Origin of the sequence: Mycobacterium sp. SMC-4 (genome assembly GCF_025263265.1) — a bacterium.
Classification (GTDB): domain Bacteria; phylum Actinomycetota; class Actinomycetes; order Mycobacteriales; family Mycobacteriaceae; genus Mycobacterium.
In genome coordinates, this window is sequence record NZ_CP079869.1 from 2,093,295 (window position 1) to 2,112,273 (window position 18,979).

Consider the following 18,979-nt stretch of genomic DNA (forward strand, 5'->3'; position numbering starts at 1 on the left):
CCATGGGTACCGATGACGCCTATCTGGTGGGCCTGCGGCTGGCCGGCAAGAAGGTCGTGGTCGTCGGCGGCGGCACGGTGGCGCAGCGGCGGTTGCCGCTGCTGGTAGCCAGTGGTGCCGACGTGCATGTCATCACCAAGGCCGCCACTCCGGTGGTCGAAGCCATCGACGGAATCACCCTGACATTGCGGGAGTTTCGGGAGGGCGACCTCGAAGGTGCCTGGTATGTGATTGCCGCCACCGATGACCCGGGCGTCAACGCCGCGATCGTGGCCGAAGCCGAGAGCAGACACGTGTTCTGCGTGCGCGCCGACGTGGCAGTCGAAGGCACCGCGGTCACGCCCGCGACGTTCGACCACGAGGGGTTGTCGGTGGGTGTGCTTGCCGGTGGCGAACACCGCCGCTCGGCGGCGATCCGCACCGCGATCCGGGAAGCCCTGCACCAGGGCTTGATCTCGGAGAACGACGGTGATGTGCCGGGGGTCGTCAAGGGCGGTGTGGCACTGGTCGGTGGCGGCCCGGGCGACCCGGAGCTGATGACGGTGCGCGGTCGGCGCCTGCTCGCCCATGCCGACGTCGTCGTCGCCGACCGACTGGCCCCCCAGGAACTGCTCGCCGAACTCTCGCCGGATATCGAGGTCATCGACGCGGCCAAGATTCCGTATGGGCGGGCCATGGCGCAGGAGGCGATCAACAACGTGCTCGTCGAGCGGGCCCGGCAGGGCAAGTTCGTCGTCCGGCTCAAAGGCGGCGATCCGTTCGTCTTCGCGCGCGGGTACGAAGAGGTCATCGCGTGCGCCGAGGCCGGGATTCCGGTCACGGTGGTTCCTGGTGTGACCAGCGCCATAGCGGTGCCCGCTCTGGCCGGGGTGCCGGTCACCCACCGCGGCCTGACCCACGAATTCGTCGTGGTCAGCGGCCACCTGGCACCCGACCACCCCGAATCGTTAGTGAATTGGGATGCGCTGGCCGCGATGAGCGGCACGATCGTGTTGCTGATGGCCGTGGAGCGCATCGAACTCTTCGTCAGGGCTCTGCTGGAAGGGGGTAGACCAGCGGATACGCCGGTCCTTGTGGTCCAACACGGCACCACGAGCGCCCAACGCACATTGCGGGCGACGCTGGCCGAGGCGCCGGAGAGCATCCGGTCGGAGGGCATTCGGCCGCCGGCGATCATCGTGATAGGAACGGTGGCAGGCTTCGGCGCTTAGAGGATTCTTAATATTACTGTAGGGTAGCCCGTTATGACGGCTCTCAACGATGCGGAGCGTGCCGCCATCCACCGTGATGCTGAAAGCAGGGACAAGCGAGGTCCGGACGAGGCCTCGGGCCGAGCCCTGCCCGCACGGATCTCGGGTTCGGGTGAGACGGCCGGTGGCCGCGGAGGCGACGGAGCGCGGGTAGGTAGAACACCGGGATGGCTGCCGTCACGGCGCTTCATCGCCGCGGTGATCGCGATCGGCGGCATGCAGCTACTGGCCACGATGGACAGCACCATCGCCATCGTCGCGCTGCCGCGGATCCAGGACGAACTCAACCTGTCCGACGCCGGTCGCAGCTGGGTGATCACCGCCTACGTACTGACGTTCGGCGGTCTGATGCTGCTCGGCGGCCGGCTCGGCGACACCATCGGCCGCAAGCGGACATTCATCGTCGGCGTCACCCTGTTCACCATCGCCTCGGTGCTGTGTGGCATCGCCTGGGATGAGGCCACCCTGGTCACCGCCCGGCTGCTGCAGGGTGTCGGCGCGGCGATCGCGTCTCCGACAGCGTTGGCGCTGATCGCCACCACCTTCCCCAAGGGCCCCGCGCGAAACACCGCGACCGCGGTGTTTGCCGCGATGACCGGTGTCGGCTCGGTGATGGGCCTGGTGGTCGGCGGCGCGTTGACCGAGGTCTCCTGGCGCTTGGCGTTCCTGGTGAACGTCCCGATCGGTCTGCTGATGATCTACCTGGCGCGCAAGACCCTGCGGGAAACCACCCGCGAGCGCCTCAAGCTCGACGCGGCCGGAGCGCTGCTGGCCACCATGGGTTGTACCGCGGCGGTGTTCGCGTTCTCGATGGGACCCGAGGCCGGTTGGTCCTCACCGATCACGGTCGGGTCGGGGGTCGCCGCAGTGGGCTGTCTGATCGCATTCCTGTGGGTCGAGCGCACCGCCGAGAACCCGGTCGTGCCGTTCGAGTTGTTCCGCGACCGCAATCGGGTCGCCACGTTCGCGGCGATCTTCCTGGCCGGCGGGGTGATGTTCACGCTGACCGTGCTCATCGGTCTCTACGTGCAGGACATCATGGGATACAGCGCCTTGCGGGCGGGGGTCGGTTTCATCCCGTTCGTCGTCGCGCTGGGCATCGGTCTGGGGCTGTCCTCGGCACTGGTGTCGAAGTTCCCGCCGCGTGTGCTGGTCATCGGCGGTGGCGTTCTGGTGCTGGCGGCGATGCTCTACGGCTCCACGCTCGACGCCGGCATCCCGTACTTCCCGAACCTCGTGATACCCATCACCGTCGGCGGGCTCGGGATCGGCATGATCGTGGTGCCGCTGATGATCTCGGCCATCGCCGGAGTCGGGTTCGACCAGATCGGCCCGGTGTCGGCTATCGCGCTGATGCTGCAGAACCTGGGTGGTCCGGTCGTGCTGGCCATCATCCAGGCGGTCATCACCTCGCGGACGCTGTACCTGGGCGGCACCACCGGCCCGGTCAAGGACATGAATCCGGCGCAGTTGCATGCGCTCGACCAGGGCTATACCTATGGGCTGTTGTGGGTGGCGGCGGTCGCGGTCGTCGTCGGCGGCGCGGCGTTGTTCATCAAGTACACCGCTGAGCAGGTGGCGCACGCGCAGGAAGTCAAGGACGCGATCGACGCCGGAGAGCTCTAGCTTCCCCGCGATTTCGGCGCGAAAAGTGACGCTCAGCGTCGGTTTCCGCGCCGAAATCACCGGGCAGTAGGGTGGTCGCCTGTGATCACCCGTATGTCCGAGCTGTTCCTGCGCACGCTGCGCGACGACCCGGCCGACGCCGAGGTTCCCAGCCACAAGCTGCTCATCCGGGCCGGCTACGTCCGTCCTGTCGGACCCGGTCTGTACAGCTGGTTGCCACTCGGGCTGAAGGTGCTGCGCAAGATCGAGCAGATCGTGCGCGAGGAGATGAATGCCATCAGGGGACAGGAGATCCTGTTTCCCGCGCTGTTGCCGCGCGCCCCGTATGAGACCACCAACCGCTGGACCGAATACGGCGACAACCTGTTCCGGTTGCAGGACCGCCGCCGCAACGACTACCTGCTGGGCCCCACGCACGAGGAGATGTTCACCCTGACTGTCAAGGGTGAGTACTCCTCGTACAAGGATTTCCCGCTGCGGCTCTACCAGATTCAGACCAAGTACCGCGACGAGGCGCGGCCGCGGGCCGGCATCCTGCGTGGACGCGAGTTCCTGATGAAGGATTCCTATTCCTTCGACGTCGACGACGATGGCCTGAAGCAGGCCTATGCCGCGCACCGTGAGGCTTATCAGCGGATCTTCGACCGACTGCAGGTCCGCTATGTCATCGTCTCGGCGGTCTCGGGTGCGATGGGCGGCAGCGCCTCCGAGGAGTTCCTCGCCGACAGCGAGGTGGGTGAGGACACCTACGTGCGCTGCCCGGAATCCGGGTACGCCGCCAACGTCGAGGCAGTGCTCACCAAGGTGCCCGACCCGCTGCCCATCGACGGCCAGCCGCCGGCCACGGTGTACGACACCCCGGGCACCCCGACGATCGCCACGCTCGTGGACTGGGCCAACGGCGCCGACCTGCCACAGTTCGCCGGTCGGACGGTATCTGCTGCTGACACTCTGAAGAACGTTTTGGTCAAAGTCCGTGAACCGGGCGGTGATTGGGAGCTGCTGGCGGTCGGCGTCCCTGGCGACCGCGAGGTGGACGACAAGCGCCTGGGTGCGGCTCTGGAACCCGCCGAGTACGCGCTGCTCGACGACGCCGACTTCGCCCGGTACCACTTCCTGGTGAAAGGCTATATCGGTCCGAAGGCGCTGCAGGCCAACGGCGTTCGCTACCTCGTCGACCCGCGTATCGTCGACGGAACGTCCTGGATCACCGGCGCCGACGAGCAGGGCCGACACGTCGTGGGTCTGGTCGCCGGGCGCGACTTCACCCCGGACGGCACCATCGAGGCCGCCGAGGTCCGCGAGGGGGACCCCTCACCGGACGGGGCGGGCCGGCTGGTCGCCGCACGTGGCATCGAGATCGGACACGTCTTTCAGTTGGGCCGCAAGTACACCGACGCGTTCGCCGCTGATGTCCTCGGCGAGGACGGTAAACCAGTCCGGCTGACCATGGGCAGCTACGGCGTCGGTGTGTCGCGTCTGGTGGCGGTGATCGCCGAACAGCAGCATGATGAGCTCGGTTTGCGCTGGCCGGCCTCGGTGTCCCCGTTCGGCGTGCACATGGTGATCGCCAACAAGGACGCGCAAGCCCGGGCCGGTGCCACCGAGCTGGCCGAAGCGCTGGACCGGATGGGCATCGACGTACTGCTCGACGACCGGCAGGCCTCGCCGGGGGTGAAGTTCAAAGATGCCGAACTGCTCGGCGTGCCCTGGATCGTCGTGGTCGGGCGCGGCTGGGCCGACGGTGTAGTGGAGTTGCGCAACCGGTTCAGCGGGGAAAAGCGCGACCTGCCGGCGGCGGCTGCCGCGACCGACATTGCGGGCGTGATCCGCTGAGGACCTACTCGCTGCCACCCGGAAACGCGACGGTGACCGGGGTGGTGCCCTGTTCGGCGCGCCAACGCGCCGCGGCGACCGCGCTTTCGATCATCGCCGCTACCGCGAACGCACGCATCGTCTCGTCGGGCGCCTGCTCGACCACGGCCCGCCACGCGGTGGCGGTATCCTGCTCCATCCGAACGGCCAGCTGGGCGGCCTCGGTGTGGGTGTCGACATCCATCGGGAGCTGATACCCGGCCGCTGGTAGCGGAACGGCGGCATCGCGTTCCCCGAGCAACGCGATCGCCTTTTCGCGCCGGCGCCGGTGCTCGGCCATCGCGTCGGCAACCAGGTAGTTGATCTCGGGTCGGGAACGTGCCGAGACCAGGCCGTAGCCGTAGATGGTCGCGTGTTCGGTGGCCACCGCGTCGAACAGCGAACCGTTCACGCTGTCGCTGGGCCGGGTCGGAACCGGTTCGGGAGAGGTCACTGCGACCCTCCGGGCGAGGCCAGCGCGACAGTATACGCGGCGGTGCACGCGGCGGCGATGGACGCGAGCAGTCCGGCCCGGTAGCCGGACAGCGCGGCCGCGGCGGTGGCCGCGCTGTCGGCCGACGAACGTAACGCGCCGACCACATCGGCCGCCGTCGGTGGGGCAGGCGAGGGTGTACTGGCCGGCGAAGTCGGGGCGGTGGTGACCGTCACCGTCGTTGTCGGTGCCGGCTGGCCGGTCATCCGAACGATCTCGTTCGACAACGCCTCGGCGTGCGCGGCGCGCAGGGCGGCGACGTCGGTGAGCGTGTCAGCCGCCGTGCCGTGCGCGGTGGCGGCTGCCTCGGCGGCCAGCGTGCTGTCGGCGCGCGCCCGATCCAGGGCCGTGCTCAGATCGGCGAGTTCGGGCGGCGGCGGGGGTGCAGCACAACCGGCCGGACTCAGAGTCGCGACACCGAGCACGGCCAGCCCGGCCGCGCCGGCCAGCACACGTCGGCGGCTGACGGTCGGCGGGCGGCTCGGCACGTGCAACATCCTGCCAGGCGGGCCTCGGGCCGAGATGACCACCTATTCGGACGGGCGGCCGCTGTTGCAGGCGTATCGTGGGCAGCGGTCCGCAGGAGATGTCGCTGCCGACCGGGTCCGGACAATTCAACACGAGGAGCTCGCCGTGGCTGAGCGGTCTGCGGGATTACCGTCGCAAGGACAGGTGACCGAACTGCTCGAGGGAGCTTTCGCGCGCGCCGGATACGACATCGAGGACGTGGTGATCGATTTCGCGGCCCGTCCGCCGCGCATCACCGTGGTCACCGACAGCGACTCCGGACTGGACCTCGACGCGATCGCAGAGTTGTCGCGCACGGCGTCGGGCCTGCTCGATGCGCTCGACAGCCCCGCCTACGTGTTGGAGGTGACCTCTCCGGGCGTGGACCGCCCGTTGACGACACCCACGCATTTTCGCCGGGCGCAGGGTCGGCGGGTGGAGTTCACCCTGTCGGACGGGACGACGCTGACCGGGCGACTCGGACCCCTCGACGGTGATTCCGTGCGGGTGGTGGTTCGCCAAGGCGCTTCCACGGGGTACACCATTCGTGACCTCGCTCTGGAGGGCATTGTCAAAGCTGTTGTCCAGGTGGAGTTCTCGCCGCCCAATCCGCGTGAGCTGGAGCTGGCCGGCCAATCCGGAAAGGAGGGCTAGAGCGTGAACATCGACATGGCTGCCCTGCACGCAATCGAGTCCGACAAGGGGATCAGCGTCGACGTCGTCGTCGACACCATCAAATCCGCGCTCTTGACCGCCTATCGACACACCGAAGGCCACGAGCCCGACGCACGGATCGACATCGACCGCAAGACCGGTGTGGTCAAGGTGATGGCCCGCCAGACCGACGCGGACGGCAACGTGCTCCACGAGTGGGACGACACCCCGGAGGGCTTCGGCCGCATCGCGGCGACCACAGCGCGCCAGGTCATCCTGCAGCGTCTGCGCGACGCGGAGAACGAGAAGAACTACGGCGAGTTCTCTGCGCGGGAGGGCGACATCGTCGCCGGTGTCATCCAGCGTGACGCGCGCGCCAACGCCCGCGGGCTGGTGGTGGTGCGGATGGGCAGCGAAACCAAGGGCTCCGAGGGCGTGATACCAGTCGCCGAACAGGTGCCCGGCGAACGTTACGAACACGGTGACCGGCTGCGTTGTTATGTCGTCGGTGTGACCCGTGGGGCGCGCGAGCCGCTGATCACTTTGTCGCGCACGCATCCCAATCTGGTCCGTAAATTGTTTTCCCTGGAGGTACCCGAGATCGCCGACGGCTCCGTCGAGATCGTCGCCGTAGCCCGTGAGGCCGGCCACCGCTCCAAGATCGCGGTCGCGTCGCGGTTGCCTGGTCTCAACGCCAAGGGCGCCTGCATCGGGCCGATGGGGCAGCGCGTGCGTAACGTCATGAGCGAATTGTCCGGCGAGAAGATCGACATCATCGACTACGACGAGGACCCGGCGCGCTTTGTGGCCAATGCGCTCTCGCCGGCCAAGGTGATCTCGGTGACGGTTATCGATGAGACCACCCGGGCAGCGCGGGTGATCGTGCCCGATTTCCAGTTGTCGCTGGCCATCGGCAAGGAGGGGCAGAACGCGCGGCTGGCGGCCCGGTTGACCGGGTGGCGCATCGACATCCGTAGTGACGACGCTGCAGCTGACGGTGAACCGGAGCGGCGGCCGGCTCGCCCGGACGCGGCGCGCGGCGTGCGGGGAGAGCACTGAGCGCGAGCGGAGATCGGGGACTGAGCGCGAGCGGAGATCGGGGACTGAGCGCGAGCGGAGATCGGGGACTGAGCGCGAGCGGAGATCGGGGACTGGGACGCCGCGCCGATTTGGCTTATCGCACCGGTTTTCTTTTCGCCCCTGCTGTGGCGGTAGACTCAGCTGTGATCCAGCGCGAGACATCGGCTCGGATGCGCAGACGCACCGCCCACCCTTCCGAGGGACCAGTGCGGACGTGCATCGGATGCCGGAAACGAGAGCTGGCCGTCGAACTGCTTCGGGTTGTCGTTGCCGCCGACGGGATCGATCCTGGGAATGGTCCCAGCATCGTGACCGTTGACGCAGCGGGGACATTGCCGGGGCGGGGTGCCTGGCTGCATCCCGATCCGCAGTGTCTGCACGCGGCGATTCGCCGGCGGGCATTCGGCCGAGCGTTACGGATCACCGGTTCACCGGACATCACCGCGGTGATGGTGCATTTCGGAGCATGTGCCGAGACGCGCTGATCACCCGGCCGCAGAAGAACAGGTAGCGAAGAACATGAGCACACCGTGAAGTCCCGATGACCATGCGTCATAGCTAAACCGAGGCGCGGCGCCGACCACCGCTGTCGCCTCTCAGACAGGAGATGTAGTGGCAGGTAAGGCCCGCGTGCACGAGTTGGCTAAGGAACTCGGTGTCACAAGCAAAGAAGTGCTCGCCCGACTCAGTGATCAGGGTGAATTCGTCAAATCGGCATCGTCGACGGTCGAGGCGCCGGTAGCCCGCCGCCTGCGCGAGTCGTTCGGTGGCGGCAAGCCCGCCGTCGAGAAGGCCCAGCCCGGCGGCAATGGCGCGCCCAAGCCCGCCCCCCAGAAGAGGCCGGCACCCAAGCCGTCGGCGCCGGCGGCACAGCAGCCCGCCGCTGCCCCGCCTGAACCACCCCAGCCCACGCCGGCGCCGCCCACGCCCGCGGCAGCCGCTCCGACGCCTGCCCCGGCTGCCCCCGCCCCGCCCCGGCCCGGCCCGACTCCGGGCCCACGCCCGGGACCGGCGGCCCCCAAGCCCGGTGCTCCCAAGCCCGCGGCGCGGACGCCGCGCGTCGGCAACAACCCGTTCTCCACCCAGCAGCCCGTCGAACGAGCGATGCCCAGGCCGCAGAGTCCGGGTGGCCCCCGACCCGGCCCTGGTGGTCCCCGCCCCGGCGGCGGTCCGCGACCCGGTGCCAGCCCCGGCAACATGCCGCCGCGCCCGCCCGGTGCGCGGCCGGTCCCCGGTGGAGGCCCCCGGCCCGGTGGCGGACCTCGCCCCGGTGGCGGCCCGCGGCCGGGCCCCGGCGGTGGTGGTCGTCCAGGTGGCGGCGGCGGTGGTGGCAACTACCGCGGTGGCGGTGCCGGAGCTCCCGCCGGTGGCGGTGGTGGCGGCTTCCGCGGTCGTCCCGGTGGTGGCGGTGGCCGCCCCGGCCAGCGTGGCGGTGCTGCCGGCGCGTTCGGTCGCCCCGGCGGTGCACCCAAGCGCGGCCGCAAGTCGAAGCGGGCAAAACGCGCCGAGTACGAGAACATGCAGGCGCCGGTCGTCGGTGGCGTGCGGTTGCCGCACGGCAACGGCGAGACGATTCGGCTGGCCCGCGGCGCGTCGCTGTCGGACTTCGCCGAGAAGATCGACGCCAACCCGGCCTCGCTGGTGCAGGCGCTGTTCAACCTCGGTGAGATGGTCACCGCGACCCAGTCGGTCGGTGACGACATTCTCGAGCTGCTCGGCGGCGAGATGAACTACAAGGTTCAGGTCGTGTCCCCCGAGGACGAGGACCGCGAACTGCTGCAGTCCTTCGACCTGTCCTACGGCGAAGACTCCGGGGACGAGGAGGATCTGGAGTTCCGTCCGCCGGTCGTCACCGTCATGGGTCACGTCGACCACGGCAAGACCCGACTGCTGGACACCATCCGCAACGCCACCGTCCGTGAGGGCGAGGCGGGCGGTATCACCCAGCACATCGGTGCCTACCAGGTGACTGTCGACCTCGACGGCAACGAACGACCGATCACCTTCATCGACACCCCGGGTCACGAGGCGTTCACCGCCATGCGAGCCCGTGGTGCCAAGGCCACCGACATCGCGATCCTGGTCGTGGCCGCCGACGACGGTGTGATGCCACAGACGGTGGAGGCGGTCAATCACGCGCAGGCGGCCGACGTGCCGATCGTGGTGGCGGTCAACAAGATCGACAAGGAAGGCGCCGATCCGGCCAAGATCCGCGGCCAACTCACCGAATACGGGTTGATTCCCGAGGAGTACGGCGGCGACACCATGTTCGTCGACATCTCGGCGAAGAACAACGTCAACATCGAAGCGCTGCTCGAAGCGGTGGTGCTGACCGCCGATGCCTCGCTGGATCTGCGGGCCAACCCCGACATGGAAGCCCAGGGTGTGGCGATCGAGGCGCACCTCGACCGAGGCCGCGGACCGGTGGCGACCGTGCTGATTCAGCGCGGCACGCTGCGCGTCGGCGACTCGGTGGTGGCCGGCGACGCCTACGGGCGTGTCCGTCGCATGGTCGACGAGCACGGCGAAGACGTCGAAGAGGCGCTGCCGTCGCGTCCGGTGCAGGTCATCGGCTTTACGTCGGTGCCGGGCGCGGGTGACAACTTCCTCGTCGTCGACGAGGACCGCATCGCCCGCCAGATTGCCGACCGGCGCAGTGCACGCAAGCGCAACGCACTGGCCGCACGCACTCGCAAGCGCATCAGCCTGGAGGACCTGGATTCGGCGCTGAAGGAAACCAGCCAGCTGAACCTGATCCTCAAGGGCGACAACGCCGGTACGGTCGAGGCGCTCGAAGAGGCCCTGCTGGGCATCCAGGTCGACGACGAAGTGCAGCTGCGGGTCATCGACCGCGGAGTCGGCGGGGTCACCGAGACCAACGTCAACCTGGCGTCGGCCTCGGATGCGATCATCATCGGCTTCAACGTGCGCGCCGAGGGCAAGGCCACCGAGCTGGCCAACCGCGAGGGCGTCGAGATCCGCTACTACTCGATCATCTACCAGGCGATCGATGAGATCGAGGCCGCGCTCAAGGGCATGCTCAAGCCGGTCTACGAGGAGAAGGAGCTCGGTCGTGCCGAGATCCGTGCGGTCTTCCGCTCGTCGAAGGTCGGCAACATCGCCGGCTGCCTGGTGCAGTCGGGGATCATGCGCCGCAACGCCAAGGCCCGGCTGCTCCGCGACAACGTGGTGGTCGCCGAGAACCTCACCGTGTCCTCGCTCAAGCGGGAGAAGGACGACGTCACCGAGGTGCGCGAAGGGTACGAATGCGGTCTGACGCTGACGTACTCCGACATCAAGGAAGGCGACGTCATCGAGACCTACGAGTTGGTCGAAAAGGAACGCGTCTAAATGCCAGATCCCGCACGGGCGCGTCGGCTGGCCAAGCGCATCTCGACGATCGTCGCGTCGGCCATCGAGTACGAGATCAAGGATCCTCGGCTCGCCGGCGTGACGATCACCGACGCCAAGGTCACCAACGACCTGCACGACGCCACGCTGTACTACACGGTGATGGGCAGTTCGCTGACCGAGGAACCGGACTTCGCCGGTGCTGCGGCGGGACTGGACAAGGCCACCGGGGTGCTGCGCTCCAAGGTGGGCGCCAGCCTCGGTGTCCGGTTCACCCCGACACTGGCGTTCGTGCGGGACACGGTGCCTGACGCCGCGCACCGGATGGAGGAGTTGCTCGCCCGCGCGCGGGCAGCCGATGAGGATTTGGCCCGGGTCAGGCAGGGGGCCAAGCCCGCTGGTGAGGCCGACCCGTATCGGCTCAGCGAGGCGCAGGACGAGGTCGGCGACGATGGGGCCCGCGACGACGGGGCCTGAGCCCAGCCCCGCTGCGCGATGCTGCTGTTGCTCGCCCGCGCCCGGTCGCACCGGGATTCCGGTTGCGCCCCGTGGGGTCGACATGCGCTTGAACCCGTAGCGCGCGCATCCGAACACGGTGCTGACCCGTCAACGCTCGCCGCAGTGTTCTACGCCGAAGGTTAGCCAGGACCGCAGGCTCTAGCGCGCCGTCGGCCCGGTCTTCGGGCGGCCGCGGTGAGCAAGTCGGTGCTGTCGGCAAATCTTGATCGGATGCTGTCAGGCTTTGCCAAATCCGCGATTCTATTGTTAATTTCTAGCACGTCAATTACCGTTTGTGCCCATTAGCCGATGTCAAACGGCGAGCACACGGTCGAGAAACCAGCGACTGCTCTGGTAGCTGTATCGACCGGTACGTGCGCGTTACCGACGTCACCTCAGGGACGGGAATGTGCTGATGCAACGAGACCTGCAAGCCGGTTCGCGGTGGCAATCGCAGAAGAACAGGCAGGTCCGGCCCAGGCGCACGGCCGTCAAGCGCACCCCCAAGCATGCGATGCCCAAGGCAGATGTCGGAGCGGCAACTGTCGTCGGCCGGGTCGGGGCGCTGGCTGTGGCATTGGGAATCGGCTGGGCGGTCACGGGTTGGACCCCGACGGCGTTTGCCGATACCACAAGCTCAGATGCTTCGGCGGGCTCGGGATCGTCCCCGCGGGGAACGGCTGCGTCATCGGCGGGCGCATCGTCGCAAGGCTCGACGGTCTCCTCCGACGGCTCGGATGCATCCTCCGGCGATTCTGTTGATTCGCCGCGAAAGGCGAAGCGCCCATCGGTGGACGGCGACACCGAGTCCGCTGCCACAGAAGAGGCGAATGCTCTGGATCGGGAGCCCGCGGGTGCGCCGAGCACCGGGACCAGGCGCAGCGGACCCGATCGCGCTGCAGCAGTGACTCGTTCACCCCGGAGGGCCACAACCGCGGAAGGGGTCACTACCGCGGTCACGCCGCCGACCGCGGCCCAGGACACGTCACCGGCGGCGGATGATGAATCGGCTGATGTCGACAGCGAGCCGGCAGCTGCAGGGCAGGCACCGGCCGCCACCGTAATTCCGGTGGTGACTGTCCCGATGACGCCGGCGTTGGTCGAGGTCATCTCCGACACCGCCGTTCCGGTCGTGGCTGTCGTGGTGCAGAGCAACCAGCTCGACCAGGCGCCGACGGATTCTCCGATGACGGAGTCGTTGATGATGGCCACCATCGCCGGCGTTACTCGCCGTGACGACGAACAGCGGTCCGTGACAGGTGACGCGAACACCGAAAAGCTTTCTGCACCGGTCTTTTCGGCGATGATGCAGCAGCCGGCCACGACCGCCGCACCCTTCCAGATCTGGTTCGGCTATCTGCTCCTGGTGGGTAACGGCACCCCAGAGCATCCCAACGGCGGCATCCTGATCGGCAACGGATACACCTGGACCGGTGCGACCTGTAACAGCGGGCTGGCCTGCATCGGTGGCAACGGCGGCTTGGTGGGCAGCGGCGGTGGTGGCTACAACGGCGGCGATGGTGGTAACGCCGGCTGGATCGGCAATGGCGGTAAGGGCGGCACCGGTGTCGTCGGGATCAACGGCGGAGCCGGCGGTAACGGCGGAACCGGCGGCTTGTTGTTGGGCCGGGGTGGTGATGGCGGGGCCGGCGCCGATGTCTCCACCGGCACCGGCGGTCACGGTGGCAACGGTGGTAACGCCGGATATCTGTCCTTCTCGGGTACTGGTGGGTCCGGCGGCGAGGGTGGTTCCGGCCCTGTCGAAGGTACCGGCGGTAACGGAGGTACCGGCGGCAACGCCCGTCTGAGCGGCGCCGGCGGCAGCGGTGGTACCGGCGGCCAGGGTGGTGCCGGTGGGTCCGGCGGAGCCGGCGGCCGTGCAGGGATGTTCCTGGGTAGCGGTGGCGCGGGAGGTACCGGCGGCAAGGCCCTGGACTCGGGATTTGACGGTGGGGTCGGCGGCGCCGGCGGCAGTGTCGGCGAGTACTCCCTGTGGGGCAGCGGTGGCGCCGGTGGCGCCGGCGGCGAGGGAGCAGACGGCGCAGCAGGCACCCTCACCACGATCGGCGGAGACGGTGGCGCGGGTGGTCGAGGTGGCGACGGCGGTCACGGCGGTTGGCTGTGGGGACTTGCCGGCGCCGGAGGCCTCGGTGGTCGCGGTGGTCGTGGCGGTCACGGTTACGACGGCGCGGATGGCATCGACGGTGGTGATGGCCAGGACGGCACAGACGGCGGCGACGGCGGAGTCGGCGGAGCCGGCGGCAACGCCGGGCAGGCCCGGTTCTTGTTGCTGTTCAGCGCCAAAGGCGCCAATGGCAGCGGTGGTGCGGGCGGTGCGGGCGGCGACGCCGGCAATGCCGGCAATGGCGGCGTGGGCAGGCAGGGCGATTCCGCCGACCCGGATGGCGGTCGCGGCGGCGATGGCGGGACCCGTGCCAGTGCCGGGACCGGTGGCCTCGGCGGTGCTCCGGGCACCGGCGGGCAGGGCGGCTCGACGGGCGCTGTCGGTCCCGACGGTGCGAGTGCCACCGGCGGCGACGGTGGCGCCGGCGGGGCCGGATGGGACAGCGACGACCCGACCCGCACAGGTGGAAACGGTGGCGACGGCGGTGACGCGGGACCGATCGGCGCGGGCGGTGTCGGTGGGCGCGGTGGCAACGGTGCCGCGGGTGACTTCAGCACGTCGGCCTCCGGCAGCGGCAGCGCCGGTGGCGCGGGTGGTAGCGGCGGCCTCGGCTCCGGCGGCGGTGTCCACGGCGCCGGTGGTGCGGGCGGGGCCGGTGGTGCCGGAGCAAGCCGTGGTGCCGGTGCGACCGCAGGTTTGGGCGGGGCCGGTGGTGCCGGCTCCGCGGCCACTCCGACGGTGGGTGGTGTCGGTGGCGGTGGTGGCGGCGGCGGCGGCGGTGCCCGGGTCGAAGGCATCGACGGCGGCGTTGTGGACGGCACGGCCACCGGCGGTGCCGGCGGAAGCGGTGGTGAAGGTTCGGCGACCGGTGTCGGTGGTACCGGCGGCAACGGCGGCGCGGCCAGTGTGTTCGCCGATGGTGTCGGCAGCAGCGCTTCCGGTGAGGCGATCGGTGGCGCCGGAGGTGCCGGCGGCCTCAACGGCGGCGCCGGTGGCGCGGGCGGCAAGGGCGGGGTGGAAGCCGTCGGCGCCAACAGCGTCGCTGCCGGAACCGGCATTGGTGGTTCGGGCGGTCACGGCGTCGACGGCGGTGCCGGTGGTGCCGGTGGCGAGGGCGTTACCACCGCCGGCGAGGACGGTCAGGCCGACGGGACCAGCACCGGCGGTGCCGGCGGTACCGCGACCGGAGTCGGCAGTGTCGGCGGTGCCGGCGGCGGTGCGTGGGTGCAGGCCGGCTTTACCGGCATCCCCGGAGGCGTCTCGTCCGGCTCTGCGACCGGTGGCATCGGCGGTGGCGCCGCGAACGGTGGCGTCGGCGGAGACGGTGGATACGGGCTGATTTTGTCGGTCGGACTCACCGGCGGTGCAGAAGGTACGGCCGAGGGTGGCGCCGGGGGTAGTGCTGCTGTCGGCGGTGCGTCTGGCGGAGACGGCGGTTCGGCGCAGGTGGCCGGGTTCCACGGGGTGACGACAGCGAGCCATGCCAGGGGTGGTGCCGGCGGTGCCGGCCACGGTGGCGACGGCGGGGCCGGCAACCAGGGCTGGGTCGGCGTGTACGACTACGGCGGTCCGGTCGGCAGCACGGTGATCGATGGCTCGGCCACCGGTGGGGCCGGCGGCGACGGAGGCTACAACGACGCGGTCAACAACACCCGCGGCGGCGCCGGCGGTCTTGGTGGTCAGGCCCTGGTCGGCACTGACGGCGGCGGTGCGGTCGACGGCGCCGCCGCAACGGCCGGCGCTGGCGCCCACGGCGGTAACGGCACGGCGGCCGGTGATGGTGGCACCGGTGGTGCCGGCGGGTATGCCGAGGTCTGGGCCGGCGGTACGGACAGTCGGGCCGACGGCACGGTCACCGGTGGTGCCGGTGGCGCGGCGGTCGGCACCGGCACCGGTGGTGCCGGCGGCAAGGGCTACCTGCTGGCTCAGAACGGCGGGCATGCGTCGGCGACCGGTGCCGGCGCGGTCGGGGCGCACGGCGGTGCGGGCGCCAACGGCGGTACCGGCGGCCAAGGCGGGGCCGGCACCATATCGGCTACAGCTGCCCTGAGCACGGCCGACGGAATCGCCACCGGTGGACTCGGTGGCGCGGGGGATGCTGCTACCGGTGGTGCCGGTGGTGAAGGCAAGATCTCGGCCACCGCAACTGGGGCTCAGGCGAGTGGCACCGGGACGGGTGGCGCCGGCGGGGCCGGCGCCAACGGCGCGCTCGGCGGAGCCGGCGGCCAGGGCGGAGTGTTCGCCCAGCGAACCGGTAGCACGGCCACCGGGACGGGTGTCGGCGGTGTCGGTGGGGATGCTGACGGGTCCACCAGCACCGGCGGAAGGGGTGGCGGCGGCTGGATCCAGACCGGCTACTCGTCGCAGCCCACCCTCGGTGTCAACAGCTCAGCCAGCGGCTACGCCCTCGGCGGCGTCGGCGGCGGCGCGACCACCGGCGGCACGGGTGGCGCCGGCGGCGGCGGCGTCGTGCTCGCGTACGGCGACAACGCCACGGCCAGCGGCAATGCCTACGGGGGTGCCGGCGGTGCCGGTTCCAACGGCGGTACCGGCGGCGCGGGTTGGACCGGCCAGGTGGTGGGTCAGGGCGCCGGGTCCTCCGCGACCGGTACGGGCACCGGCGGGGCCGGCGGCAGCGGCGACGGCGCCGGCGTCACCGGCGGTACGGGCCGGCCTGGTGGCGTGCTGGCCATCGGCGCGGACAGCACCGCAGACGGCACCGCGACCGGCGGTAACGGCGGCGCCGGCCAGGGTGGTGTCAACGGCCGCAGCGGCGGCGAGGGCATGATTCGGGTGCAAGGTGCCCAAGACTCGGTTACCGGCAGCAGTGCCACCGGCGGCCACGGCTTCACCGGTACCAGCGGCCAGGGGACCAGCGGGAACATCACCGTCAACGGCGGCACGGTGACCAACAGCAGTGTGACGGCCGGGGTCAGCTCCACCTATGCGGCAGGCGGCGGCGCCAATATGAACGTCCGAGGGGGCGGATCGGTTTCCAACACTCACCTCACCGGCGGAGATGCCGGGGCCTACGCAGCCGGCGGCGGTGCCACCGCGACCGCCGGCAATGCCAGCAGCGCCGGCACCATCGCCGATAGTTCGGCCACCGGTGGCAACGGTGGAAACGGCGGGCCCACAACTGCACTCGGTCGCGCCGGTGGCAGCGCCACGCTCAGTGCGATCAACAACAGCACGGTGAGCGCCAGCACGGCCGCCGGCGGCAACGGCGGCAACGGCGGGGCCGCTGGAACGGGCGGTGCCGTGGGCGGTAACGGCGGTAATGCCGGTGCGGCGACGATCAGTGTCAACAACGGCACGGCCCTGACCGGCCAGATCGCGGTGGGTGGCGACGGCGGCGACGGCAGTGCGCCCGGTGTCGGCGGCTCCGGCAACGGTGGCAACGGCGGCAACGGCGGAGCCGGCGGCAAGCTCAACGTCGGCGGTGGTATCGGCGGCAACGGAGGCGACGGTGGCGACGGCGCGCCGAACGGCACACCCGGCACGACCGGCGCCAACGGTGCCAACGTCCCGGCCTAGTGTCGAGGCTCAGACGATGCGCAGGCCTTCGGGAACCTTGCTCGGATCCCGCCAGAATGCGTCGTGGACAAAGCGTTCGAAGAGATCCGGCGGAAGCACGGTCTCGCGCGGTTCGGCTTTCACCGCGCCGCTGACGACGTGCAGTCCGGGTGTCCCGGCCCGTTCGTCGAACCCGGTGACCTCATAGTCGACGTGGGCGAAGTCATGCTGGAAGTCCGGTTCACTGATGAACTGGTAGATGGCGTGCATGACCTTGGCCGGTTCGGTGGTCAGGGTCTCGTACTGCACCACCAACAGGCGGTCGCGTTGAGCGCCGTAACACGCCTGTTTGAGAGCGTCGTACGGACCGCCGACCATGCCGTCCTGCCCGGCGACCTGACTTGCCCTGGTGTAGACGGTGCCGCCGGGGCGGTAATCGAAGATCGACGAGGGACTGAAGACGTTGCGCTGGACCAGCCGTTCGATGCTGTCGACCACCCATGGCAGTTCACGCACGCAGGCAATGACTTTCGCTTCCGGGAAAAGCGCGGCAAGCGCCGGCATCCGGGCACACCAGCTGCGGTTGGTGTCGAAGATGACCCCGGCAGCGCAGTCGGCGTAGTAGGACTCGAAGAGCCCGAGCAGGATGCGTCGGCGCTTGGCGTCGTCGAGGAACATCGAGAACTCGTTGCGGGCGCTCATCTCAGCGAGCAGGCCGTCAAATAATCCGGCCAACGGTCCCGACATCGCGGCGTGTATATTCGGGTTCTGTCGCAGCAGCGCCCCCAACAGCGTCGAGCCTGATCGCGGTAAGCCTGAGATGAAGTGCAGCGCCGCCACCGCGCCGAGTCTGCATCCAGATCGGCAGAACCGCAAGCAATGCAAGGTCTCCGGAGCCGGATCGCGGATCGAGGCAGACCGAGGGTACGGTGGTCAGCCTGCGGCGTCGACCCGTAGCGTGTTCACTGTGCGGAATGGGAGGGGGCCCGGAGCGCACCGGATCCGAGGACGGCGATGAGGACGATCGAATCGAAGGCTGACGGGACCCATGTGGGTCCCCAGGCAGGCCCTCTGGTGGATGCGCGGCAGGCCGCTGATCTCCTCGATGGCGCTGACAACATCGTCGTCGTCGGTCACGTCTTTCCTGACGCGGACACCATCGGCGCGGGTCTGGCCCTGGCGCAGGTGCTGGCGCGGGTGGGTAAGGATGTGGCCGTCAGTTTCGCCACGCCCGCGGAGCTGCCGGAGTCGCTGCGTACGCTGCCCGGCGGGCACTTGCTGGCGCGACCGGGGCAGGTTCGGCCGAACCCGGATCTGGTCGTCACGGTCGACATCCCCAGCGTGAACCGGTTGGGATCGTTGGCCGAGCTGGCCGCACCCGGCCGCGACGTGCTGGTCGTCGACCACCACGCGTCGAACACGCTGTTCGGGTCGGCCAACTTCGTCGATCCGTCGGCGGACTCGACGACGATGCTGGTGGCGGAGTTGCTCGACGCCTGGGACAAGCCCATCGACGTCGGCGTGGCGCACTGTCTGTACGCCGGTCTGACCACCGACACCGGATCCTTTCGGTGGGCCACCGCGCGGGCACACCGGCTGGCTGCCCGACTGATCGAGCTCGGTGTCGACAACGCCGGTATCAGCCGAACCCTGCTCGATACCCATCCATTCGCCTGGCTGCCCATGTTGTCGCGGGTATTGGGTTCGGCGCGGCTGGTCGCCGAGGCGGCGCAGGGCCGTGGTCTGGTCTACGCGGTCGTGCCGCACGACGAGTGGTCGGCGGCGCGCCCCGAAGAAGTCGAGAGCATCGTCGACATCGTCCGCACCACTGCGCAAGCTGAAGTCGCGGCGGTCTTCAAAGAGATTGCGCCGCAACAGTGGTCGGTGTCCATGCGGTCGAAGGCGTTGGACGTCTCGGCTGTCGGTGCCACGTTCGGTGGCGGCGGGCACCGGTTGGCCGCCGGGTACACCGCGTCGGGAACGGCTGACGAGGTGGTCGCCGCGCTGCGCAGTGCGCTCGCCTGA

Annotated in this window: 13 protein-coding genes; 10 read left to right on the forward strand and 3 right to left on the reverse strand. The window is 69.6% G+C overall.

Annotated elements, in window-relative coordinates; all coding sequences use genetic code 11:
- The first annotated feature begins 2 nt into the window (after positions 1-2).
- The 3 genes from cobA (at position 3) to KXD98_RS10115 (ending at position 4,712) form a co-directional block, all read left to right on the forward strand.
- Positions 3-1,211, forward strand: coding sequence for a uroporphyrinogen-III C-methyltransferase (gene cobA / locus KXD98_RS10105; protein WP_260765104.1), 1,209 nt, complete (start codon positions 3-5; stop codon positions 1,209-1,211).
- A 33-nt stretch (positions 1,212-1,244) separates the two neighbouring features.
- Positions 1,245-2,876, forward strand: a complete 1,632-nt coding sequence (locus KXD98_RS10110) for an MFS transporter (protein ID WP_260763929.1) — start codon at positions 1,245-1,247, stop codon at positions 2,874-2,876.
- An 81-nt stretch (positions 2,877-2,957) separates the two neighbouring features.
- Complete coding sequence (locus tag KXD98_RS10115) at positions 2,958-4,712, forward strand: proline--tRNA ligase (protein WP_260763931.1); 1,755 nt, start codon at positions 2,958-2,960, stop codon at positions 4,710-4,712.
- Between the two features lie 4 nt (positions 4,713-4,716).
- Here KXD98_RS10115 and KXD98_RS10120 read toward each other — a convergent pair whose 3' ends face one another.
- Both KXD98_RS10120 and KXD98_RS10125 read right to left on the reverse strand, forming a co-directional pair.
- The gene (locus KXD98_RS10120) at positions 4,717-5,184 is read right to left on the reverse strand and encodes a ferritin-like domain-containing protein (protein ID WP_260763933.1); all 468 of its coding nucleotides are present in this window, start codon (positions 5,182-5,184) and stop codon (positions 4,717-4,719) included.
- Positions 5,181-5,720: a hypothetical protein gene (locus KXD98_RS10125; protein WP_260763935.1), complete on the reverse strand. Its 540-nt coding sequence runs from the start codon at positions 5,718-5,720 to the stop codon at positions 5,181-5,183. The genes KXD98_RS10120 and KXD98_RS10125 overlap by 4 nt, the downstream gene beginning before the upstream one ends.
- 136 nt (positions 5,721-5,856) lie before the next feature.
- Between KXD98_RS10125 and rimP the strand changes: the two genes are divergently transcribed.
- From rimP to KXD98_RS10155, 6 genes are all read left to right on the forward strand, one after another.
- Entirely contained in the window at positions 5,857-6,384 is a 528-nt protein-coding gene (gene rimP, locus KXD98_RS10130; protein WP_260763942.1) for a ribosome maturation factor RimP, read from the forward strand.
- Positions 6,385-6,387: 3 nt separating this feature from the next.
- A complete protein-coding gene (gene nusA / locus KXD98_RS10135; protein ID WP_260763944.1) occupies positions 6,388-7,443 on the forward strand; it encodes a transcription termination factor NusA in 1,056 nt (351 codons plus the stop codon).
- Positions 7,444-7,634: 191 nt separating this feature from the next.
- Positions 7,635-7,949 carry a YlxR family protein gene (locus KXD98_RS10140; RefSeq protein ID WP_396882837.1) on the forward strand — a complete coding sequence of 105 codons (315 nt, stop codon included), beginning with the start codon at positions 7,635-7,637 and terminating at the stop codon, positions 7,947-7,949.
- A 127-nt stretch (positions 7,950-8,076) separates the two neighbouring features.
- Positions 8,077-10,815, forward strand: a complete 2,739-nt coding sequence (gene infB / locus KXD98_RS10145) for a translation initiation factor IF-2 (protein ID WP_260763948.1) — start codon at positions 8,077-8,079, stop codon at positions 10,813-10,815.
- The gene (rbfA, locus tag KXD98_RS10150; protein WP_260763949.1) at positions 10,816-11,292 is read left to right on the forward strand and encodes a 30S ribosome-binding factor RbfA; all 477 of its coding nucleotides are present in this window, start codon (positions 10,816-10,818) and stop codon (positions 11,290-11,292) included. It begins immediately after the preceding gene.
- A 1,090-nt stretch (positions 11,293-12,382) separates the two neighbouring features.
- A complete protein-coding gene (locus KXD98_RS10155) occupies positions 12,383-16,975 on the forward strand; it encodes a PE family protein (protein ID WP_260763951.1) in 4,593 nt (1,530 codons plus the stop codon).
- A 9-nt stretch (positions 16,976-16,984) separates the two neighbouring features.
- Here KXD98_RS10155 and KXD98_RS10160 read toward each other — a convergent pair whose 3' ends face one another.
- On the reverse strand, positions 16,985-17,794 hold the full coding sequence (locus KXD98_RS10160; protein WP_260763953.1) for a sulfotransferase: 810 nt from the start codon (positions 17,792-17,794) through the stop codon (positions 16,985-16,987).
- Between the two features lie 174 nt (positions 17,795-17,968).
- Here KXD98_RS10160 and KXD98_RS10165 point away from each other — a divergent pair, with 174 nt between their 5' ends.
- On the forward strand, positions 17,969-18,979 hold the full coding sequence (locus KXD98_RS10165) for a bifunctional oligoribonuclease/PAP phosphatase NrnA (RefSeq protein ID WP_260763956.1): 1,011 nt from the start codon (positions 17,969-17,971) through the stop codon (positions 18,977-18,979).